We start from the raw sequence: 8091 nt of genomic DNA, 5'->3' as shown, positions 1-8091 counted from the left end.
ACAGGGTGGCCCTGAACGCATTTCCAGGTGCGTTGCGGTTTGGCCTTTGCCAGTACGAGGAACGCCCGACCTGCCCTAGGCTTGCTTTCGTGGCCGGTGTGCTGATGTTCCTGATGGTCGTCGCCTGTCTGGCCGCGATCCTGGGCGCGCTCGCCTGGCTCGGCGTCCGTGTTCGTCGCCGCGGCATCGGCGGCGCGATCATGGGACCGTTCGAGGAGATCTGGCATCCGGCTGCCCATCGATCTCACCAGGAAATTCGGGTGCAGGAGGAACGCATGGTTCCGAAGCCGTCGCCCGACGACTCGCTAAGCGGCACCGCCGAAAAGCCGTTCAGGCGTAGCGGCGAAGCTCGACGGTAGAGCCTCGACAGGGAACGGCCCCGCCGGCGGACAGCCGGCGGGGCCGTGGCAAAGGTCGGGGAGCGGGGACGTCAGGTGGGTTTCTTGGCGCAGATGAAGCGGGGTTCCGCACTGTAGGTCCAGCTGAACTTCTCCCGCTTGACGACCTTGCCGTCCTTCTTGATGACCCGGAACGCGTCCTGGGTGAAGCCCTGGCTGCCGTTGGCGGGGATGCAGCTGGGGCCCGGTTCGAGGTACACGGTCTTCGGCGAGGTGATGTTCCGCCGCGGGCCGTACTCCGTCTTCACGCTGTCCCAGATCTTCGTGCTCCACATCGACACCGTCACCGAACTGCCGGTGTAGGAGGTGTCGATCAGCACGCCGTATTCGGTGTTGTTGCGGAACTTGAAGTCGAGGTTGGGCCAGAAGATGGTCGACTCGATGACCGCCGGGTACCGGCTGAAGTAGTACGAGTGCGGCTTGTGCTCGACGTCCTCCAGGCCGGCGTAGTAGGAGGCGTTGAATAGGGTCGTGGTGAACTGCGAGGTGCCGCCACCGACGCCGGGCACCAGCTTGCCGTCGAGGATCACCGGCGCGTCACGGTAGCCCTGGGCGTAGCCGCGTTCGCCGGTGTGACCGTTCAGCGAGAACGTCTCACCGGGCAGAACCACGGTGCCCTTCACATCGTTGGCGATCGTCACGATGTTCTGGCTGCGGGGCGAGGAGAGCCCCCCGGTGAAGTTGGTGGTGAAGGACGACACCTTCTCCTTGATCCCCAGGCTGCGGAGCTTCGCCGTGGTCAGCTTCGGCTCGACCGGCTTCAGCTCGGCGGAGACCGTACGATCCTCGCCGCGCGGCAGGACGGCGAGCATGTCGCTACCGAGACTGCTGGTGTCGACCTGCTTGCCGGGCCGCCCGTCCTTCACCTTCGGTTTGCCGCCGGAGATGCTCATCGTGGCGTTCTTCGCGGCCACCTCGACCGTGTCGAGCTTGCTGCCGAGCGCGGCCTTCAGCTTCTTGACGTCCACGCTGGGCGTGAGCTTGCCGGTCTTGTCGGCCTTGAAACGGAGGCCCTTCGCGATGGCCTCCGGCGGGATGGTGACCGAACCACGCTCCGTGGTCAGCTTGACCGGTGCCGCCACCGCCGGCTCGGCCAACTCGGCGACCAGCCGGTCAACCTCCTCGGCCGTGGTGGCCGGGTGGTTCTCGACAAGCGGGACGGTCACCGGCTGCCCGTTCAACCAGCCCTGCTTGACGACCTCGGCGGAATGCTCCGGGTCGATGGTGAGGCTGGGCTTCGGGTAGCGCACCTTCGGCTTCGTGCCGGAGAAGGTGATCGCCGGCATCGTCATCTTCCGGCCCTGGTCGCCCACGAGCTCCTTCAGCGCGGTCTCCAACTTCGGCACGTCGACCGAGACAACCGGCTCGACCTCCCGCGAGCCGACCAGACGGTCCACGGCGTGGGCATTCGTCGCGGCGGCGGCGGCCACGGTGGCCGCCACGTCGACGGTGAGCCCCACCTCGGCGGGATTGATCTCGGCCGTCCGCTCGCCGACGCGTACCTGGATGGGGGCCTGGAGTTCGGCCGCGCGGCGGTCCAGCTGCGCCTGTAGCTCCCGTGCGGCGTCCGTCCGGCTGCGCCCACCGAGTTCGGTGCCGAGGACGCTGGTGCCGCGCGGAACGTCACCCGCGTAGGCCCAGGCCGCCACCGCGCCCACCGAGCCGAGCACGGCGGTGGCCACGCCGGAGGCGAGCAGCAGCCGGAACCGGCGGGAGCGGGATCGGTCGCCGTCCGGCGGAACGGGTGCCGGTCGGACCGGCTCCTCGATCGGCCAGCTGACCGCAGTCACCCGCACCGTCGGCCGATCGTCGGCCGGCGGGGGGCGTTCTTCGCCGTACAGCGTCACAACTACCTCTTAGCGACGTACCGCATGCGGAGCCAGGGGATCCTACTCCGGAAGAGAACCACGGTAGCCAACCGAACCACCGTCGGGGAGCCCGAGTCGCCACGGATCCCCACTCGTGCCCTTTCGGCGTGGCGGGCAGGCCGAATTGTCACTCCTGGTGACGGCCGGATGTTGCGTGTGTCAGCGTCGACCGCGCATGAACACCAGCCAGGCCATCACCACGGCAGCCAGCGTGGCGACGGTCAACGAACAGCTCAGCACGCCCGTCACGGTGCGTGGCGCGACCAGGGCGGTTGCCGCGGTCAGCCCGGCCGTCGCCAGCCAGAGCGGCGCGGCTGGCCATCGCGCGGCGGTCGCCACCCGATCGTTCACCAGCATGAAGACCACCGCGTAGAGCGCCCCGACGGCCGCGAACATCGGCGCCGTCCCCGCCAGGTGCAGGTAATCGGCGCCGCCGACGAGCCGGAAGGCCAGCTCGCCGGCGACCGCCGAACTCACCACCAGGACCGCCCCGCACGCCAGGATCAGCGCCAGGGCCACCAGTCGGGCCCGCCGATCACCCTGGGCCAGCCGGGGCAGCACCAGCAGCGTGACGACCTGAGGCGCCCATAGGGCACCCTTGCTGAGGACCGCGCCGACGGCGTACGCGCCGGAGTCGGCCGCCGGTAGGAGTTGGCGGGCCAGGATCAGGTCCGCGTACGAGATGGTGAGCATCGCCAGCGTCGCGCCGCAGGCCGTCATCACCTGCCGCGCCCCCAGTCGCTGCCCGGCGGCGCGCTGGGCGGGTGACGTCCCGGTCGGCACGACATCGGGGCCATCGGACGTAGCCGGCTCGGCCGGTCGCGGGTACTCGGACGAACTGGCGAGACGGGCCAGGAGCGGCAGCACGAACAGGCCGGTCAGGGTGGTCAGGAGCAGGCACACCTCCGGCCCCCGACCGAGCAGCAGCCCGGCGACCAGTCCCCCGTAGCGACCGAGCGCCACCGCGACCATCGCCGCGGAGAGCCGCAGGAAACGTTCCTGCCCCTGGAGTTCGCCGAGCCACCGGCCGCTGAGCACGGTGGCGAACGTGGTGGTGGCGAGCAGCAGCGTGAGTGCCAGCGGCAGCCGCAGGGCGACGGTCAGCACCGGCGCGGCGGCAGCCGTCACCCCGGCCGTGAGGGCTGCGGTTCGTAACCCGAGACGCCGGGTGTCACCAGCGCCCCGGCGGGCCCGGTGCGCGGCCACCGCGATCTGCAGACCGAAACCGGGTACCGCCGCGATCGCGGCCAGCGCGAGTACCGTCGCCAGCGCGCCCAGGTCGGCGGCGGTGAGCCGGCGCGCACCGAGCATCGGAACGACGTACGCCAGGGCATTGGTCACCACGGTCGCGACGGTGACCGCGGCACCGGCCGCGCCGAGTCGCACCCGTGCGACGTCCCTGCTCGTGGTCTGGGCCATGGCGGCTCGGCCTACTCGGGCTTCGGTGCCGGGTTGCCGATCGCGATTTCGTTGGTGCAGAACGAGATGTCCGTCCCGCGCACGGTCAACTCGACCGAGTCCCCGCCGCCGATGATGCGGAAGAACCGCTGGTTGAGGCCCTTCTTGATCGGGAACTCGGCGGTGCCGGTGCCGAGCCGTAGCGTCGCCGTGCCGGTCGTCGAGCTGAGATAGCCGATCCGGACCACCCAGTGCCAGTCCTGACGGGGTTCGTTGAGCGGCATCCGTACGCTCTGCCCGCCGGAGACGAGGTAGCCGCAGCCTTCCTGCGGTCCCGGCTGGATGGTGCTGCCGACGACCGTGGCCACCTGGATGCGGCCGAGGGAGTCCAGCACCGACAGGTTGTCGGCCTCGTCCACGAACGTGGGGCGGGTGCCGAAGGCACGGAAGAACCGGGACTGCAGGTTGTACGGCCAGGACAGGTTGGGTACGACCTCGTTGGGCACCGGGCCGTCGAAGAACACCGTGTCCGGCGGCGCGCTGGCCATCTCGATCCGCACCGTGTCGACGTACGACCTGCCGGCCTTGGCCGCCCACTCGTCGCTGTACCGGGACGTGGTCCAGACGGTGCCCAGGCAGACGGCGACGAGCACCAGGGCGAGCATCACGTGCACCGCCTCCCGGTAGCGCTCCGGCAGCGGACCGAACAGCCCGGAAGGGGGCGGCGAGCCGGCCGGCGCCTGATCAGCGACCAGAGGCGGAGTGTGGACCCGACCGGCCCCGTCGTCCGGTGCCGGATCGGTGGCCAACGCCGGGTCGGTGGCCGGTGCTGGATCGGCCGCCGGTGCGGGGTCGGTGGTCGGTGCGGACGGCGTGTGCCCGACCGGCTCGGCGGCGGGCGTCGGCTCGGGGTCGACGGGCGCTTCCGCGTGGATGACGCCGAGCCTGGCCACCACCTGTTTCGGCGGCGTCCGGACCGGCTCCGCCAGCACCGGTGAGGTCGGTCCGGCCGGTGGGGCGGACACGGTGGCGCTCGGCGCGGTCGAGGTTGGCTCCGGTGCGGCGACGGTGCGCTCCGGAGCCGTCCCGTCCGCTGACTTCGGGTGGATCTCCGACCCTGCCGGCGGTGTGTCGAGGACGGCAGGCGCGGCCTCACCGGTGCCCCGGGACGGCCGGGCCAGCCCGACCACGGCGACGCCGAGACAGATGGCGGCCACCACGACGACGTCACTGACATACCGGGGCACACCACCGGCGACCCCGCTGAACGTGGAGCCGAGTCGGGTCGCGGCCAGCATGCCCGCCACCAGGACCAGGTACGCGCCGAGCAGCAGCCAGGCGCGGCCGGCGCGACGACGACGGCGTACGGTCGCCACGATCAGGGCCACGACCAGCGTCCAGGCCACCCACCTGCCAAGTTCCGGTGGTGCCGCGACCGGTGCGCCGTCCCCTGCGCCCAGCCATCGCCACGGCCCACCGACCAGGCCCGGCAGCACGGTGGACCCGAGCATCTGGGTGAGGAAGGTGAACACCTCGCCGACCGACGTCGGTCGCCGCAGCGAGGACTCCGAGTTGATCAGGTAGGCGGCGAGGAAGCCGAGCGACAGTGCGGTCAGCAGCAACCAGGAAGGCCACCAGCGGCGGATGGTGGTCCAGAGGGTACGGAAGAAGCCGCCGTCGGCGTAGAGGGCGGCGGTGAGCAGGAAGACCAGCGCGACGACCAGGATCGCCTTCTCGAAGAAGACGAGGCCGAGCAGCACGGACAGGGCCAGCGTCACCAGATGCCGTTTGCGCCCGGTCTGCACGTAGCTGATCTGTGCGCTCACCGCGAGCACCATGGCGATCTGCATCGGCAGCATGTTGACCCCGACGGCCCACCACGACGTGGCCTCCAGCGTCAACGGGCTGAACATCAGCGCGCCGAGCGGCAGGAGCAGCAGCCAGGAGGGTCGCAGCAGCCGGCGTAGCAAGCGGAAGAAGGCGATGCCGAGGATCGCCTGGCCGAGCGCCATCAGCAGCACGTACGGCCAGTACACCATCCCGAGGTGTTCGGTGATCAGCCAGGTGATCAGCCGGCCGGCGGGCATGAGGTGGTTGTTGTAGAGGGTGAGCAGGTGCCCGACGGTCAGGTCGGCCTCGGCCGCCTGTGTGATCATCACGTAGTCGTCGGCAGCCAGAAAGCCGCGCGAGGCCAACTGAGCGCGCCACAGCACGCTGAGTGCGACGATCGCGAGCGCCGCCGTCCGGATCCGGTCCGCACCCAGCCAACCGCCGGTGCCCGCCGCCGCCGGGGCACCGTCCGTGGGCATGGACGAACCCACACCAACCCGGTCCGGGCGCGGCGCGTCCGGACCAACGGTCCGGTCGACCGTGAGGGAAGGCGGAGAAGGGTTCGCTGCCATGGCGGGAACACTGCCACACCGACCGTCGCGCCCTACATCAGGTCAACGGATGGTTCGATGGTCATCGGGCCGACGAGGGCCGCGTACAGTGGCCGCCACCAGCGCGGCCGATCGCCGCGCGCCGGCAGTGGTGAGGTCGACGGATGCGGGAACGGCTGGTGCCGCACGCGGTGGCCGCCACCGTGACGACGGTGGTGCTCGCGCCGCTGGCCCTGCCCGGGTACGTGCTGCGCTACGACATGGTCTTCGTGCCCCGGCCGGCCCTGAGCTGGGAGGTGATCGCCCCGGCCACGGCCCTGCCCCGGGCCGTCCCGCAGGACGCCGTGGTGGCGCTGGCCTCGCAGGTGTTCCCCGGGTGGCTGCTGCAACGACTGGTGCTGGTGGCGATTCTCTACCTGGCCGCGCTGGGTGCCGCGCGGCTGGTGCCGACGCGGCGGGTCGGGGTGCGGGTGGTGGCCGCCCTCGGGTACGCGTGGACGCCGTACCTGGCCGAGCGGTTGCTGATCGGGCAGTGGGGGCTGCTGGTCGCGTACGCCGCGCTGCCCTGGCTGGTGCGGGCCGCGATCGGGGTGCGTGACGGCGAGCGGGGTGCCCTGCGTCGGCTGTTGCTGGCTGCGGCGGCGTCCGCGATCACCCCGACCGGCGGGCTGCTCGCCCTGGTCGTGGTCACCGTGCTGCTGGTCGGGCGGTACCCGGGAGCGGTCCGGACCGCGTTGACCGGGATCGGTACGACGCTGCTGCTGAACGCGCCGTGGCTGGTGGCCGGGTTCGTCAGTACCGGTTCCGGCCGGTCCGACCCGGCCGGGGTGGCGGTCTTCGCGGCCCGCGCGGAGAACTGGGCGGGGCCGCTGGTAGCGCTGGCCGGGACCGGCGGAATCTGGAACGGACAGGCCACCCCGGCGTCCCGCAGTGGATGGCTGATACCGCTGGCGACGCTGCTGGTGCTGGCCGTCGCCGGGTACGGCGTGCCGGTGTTGTGGCGCCGCTGGCCGCGGCCGGTCGTCGGTCGGCTCGTATGGCTGGCAGCCGCCTCGTGGCTGGGCGCCGCGCTCGGGGTGCTGCCCGGCGGGGCCGGTCTGCTGGGCTGGTTGGTCACGGCCGTGCCCGGTGCCGGGTTGCTCCGCGACGGGCAGAAGCTGCTGGTGCCGTACGTGCTGCTGCTGGTGGTCGCCGGGGCGCTCGGCGCGGAGCGACTGGCCGGGCGTCTCGCGGCCCGGTTCGACCTGGCCACCGGGCGGGTGCTGCTGGCCGGCGCGGCGTTGCTGCCGCTGGCGGTGCTGCCCGACCTCGCCGTGGGCGGGGCGGGGCGGCTGCGGCCGGTGGCGTGGCCGGCGGACTGGAAGACGGTGGCGCGGCTCGTCGAAGCGCGGCCGGGTGAGGTGGTGTCGCTGCCGTTCCAGGAGTATCAGAGCTATGCCTGGAACGGCGGCCAGGTGGTGATCGATCCGGCGCCTCGTTACCTCGGCGTGCCGGTCCTGATCGACGACACGCTGCGGGTGGACGGCATCGCGGTCGCCGGGGAGGATCCGCGCGCCGCCCGGCTGCGTGAGCTGCTCGCCGCCGGTGAGCCGGTGGCGGCGGCGGGTCCGCGCTGGGTGCTGCTGCAGCGCGCCGCCGGCCCGCCCCCGGATCCGGCGACGCTGGCCGGACTGCGGCCGGTGTACGCCGGTGCCGAGCTGACGTTGTACGAGAATCCGTCGTGGCGTCCGGCGGCGCGGCCGGGCCGTCCCGGCCCGGTGGGCCTGGCGCACCTGTTGGCCGGAACGGTGGTGCTGGTCCTCGTTTTTTCGGGCACTGCGCGATTGTGCTACCGCGTGGTAGCGTCCCGGCACGCGAGTCCCGCGGAAGGAGAAGGTGGATGAGGAACCTGCCCGCGTTCGTCGCCGTCGGGGTACTCGGGGTGGTGCTCGGCATGCTCGGCAGCGTCGGTCTGGCGAACGTGCTCAGCCCGTCCGCCAAGGAGGCTGCCAACACCAAGGTGAGTGAGCAGACCGAGGCCCCGCTGTACGGCACGCGCTGACCTCG

General features: G+C 71.6%; 6 protein-coding genes. 3 read left to right on the top strand and 3 right to left on the bottom strand.

What is annotated here, in order from left to right:
- On the top strand, positions 1–359 hold a 359-nt coding region (locus tag V5O40_RS06115), incomplete at its 5' end, for a hypothetical protein (RefSeq protein ID WP_332904541.1).
- A gap of 71 nt (positions 360–430) precedes the next feature.
- Here V5O40_RS06115 and V5O40_RS06110 read toward each other — a convergent pair.
- From V5O40_RS06110 to V5O40_RS06100, 3 genes are all read right to left on the bottom strand, one after another.
- Entirely contained in the window at positions 431–2245 is a 1815-nt protein-coding gene (locus V5O40_RS06110; protein WP_332904540.1) for a VanW family protein, read from the bottom strand.
- A gap of 180 nt (positions 2246–2425) precedes the next feature.
- Complete coding sequence (locus V5O40_RS06105) at positions 2426–3685, bottom strand: polysaccharide biosynthesis protein (RefSeq protein ID WP_332904539.1); 1260 nt, start codon at positions 3683–3685, stop codon at positions 2426–2428.
- 11 nt (positions 3686–3696) lie between these two features.
- Positions 3697–5973 carry a hypothetical protein gene (locus V5O40_RS06100; protein ID WP_332904538.1) on the bottom strand — a complete coding sequence of 759 codons (2277 nt, stop codon included), beginning with the start codon at positions 5971–5973 and terminating at the stop codon, positions 3697–3699.
- A 236-nt stretch (positions 5974–6209) separates the two neighbouring features.
- On the opposite strand from V5O40_RS06100, the gene V5O40_RS06095 reads away from it, so the two are divergent.
- Together V5O40_RS06095 and V5O40_RS06090 are read left to right on the top strand one after the other, a co-directional pair.
- Entirely contained in the window at positions 6210–7928 is a 1719-nt protein-coding gene (locus V5O40_RS06095) for a hypothetical protein (protein WP_332904537.1), read from the top strand.
- The gene (locus V5O40_RS06090) at positions 7925–8086 is read left to right on the top strand and encodes a hypothetical protein (protein WP_164449583.1); all 162 of its coding nucleotides are present in this window, start codon (positions 7925–7927) and stop codon (positions 8084–8086) included. Before V5O40_RS06095 ends, V5O40_RS06090 begins: the two co-directional genes overlap by 4 nt.
- Positions 8087–8091 lie beyond the last annotated feature (5 nt).

The organism is Micromonospora palythoicola (genome assembly GCF_036689795.1).
In the GTDB taxonomy this organism is placed as follows: Bacteria; Actinomycetota; Actinomycetes; order Mycobacteriales; family Micromonosporaceae; genus Micromonospora; species Micromonospora palythoicola.
Note: the sequence above shows the minus strand (reverse complement) of the source record. Positions and strands in the feature narration are given on the sequence as shown.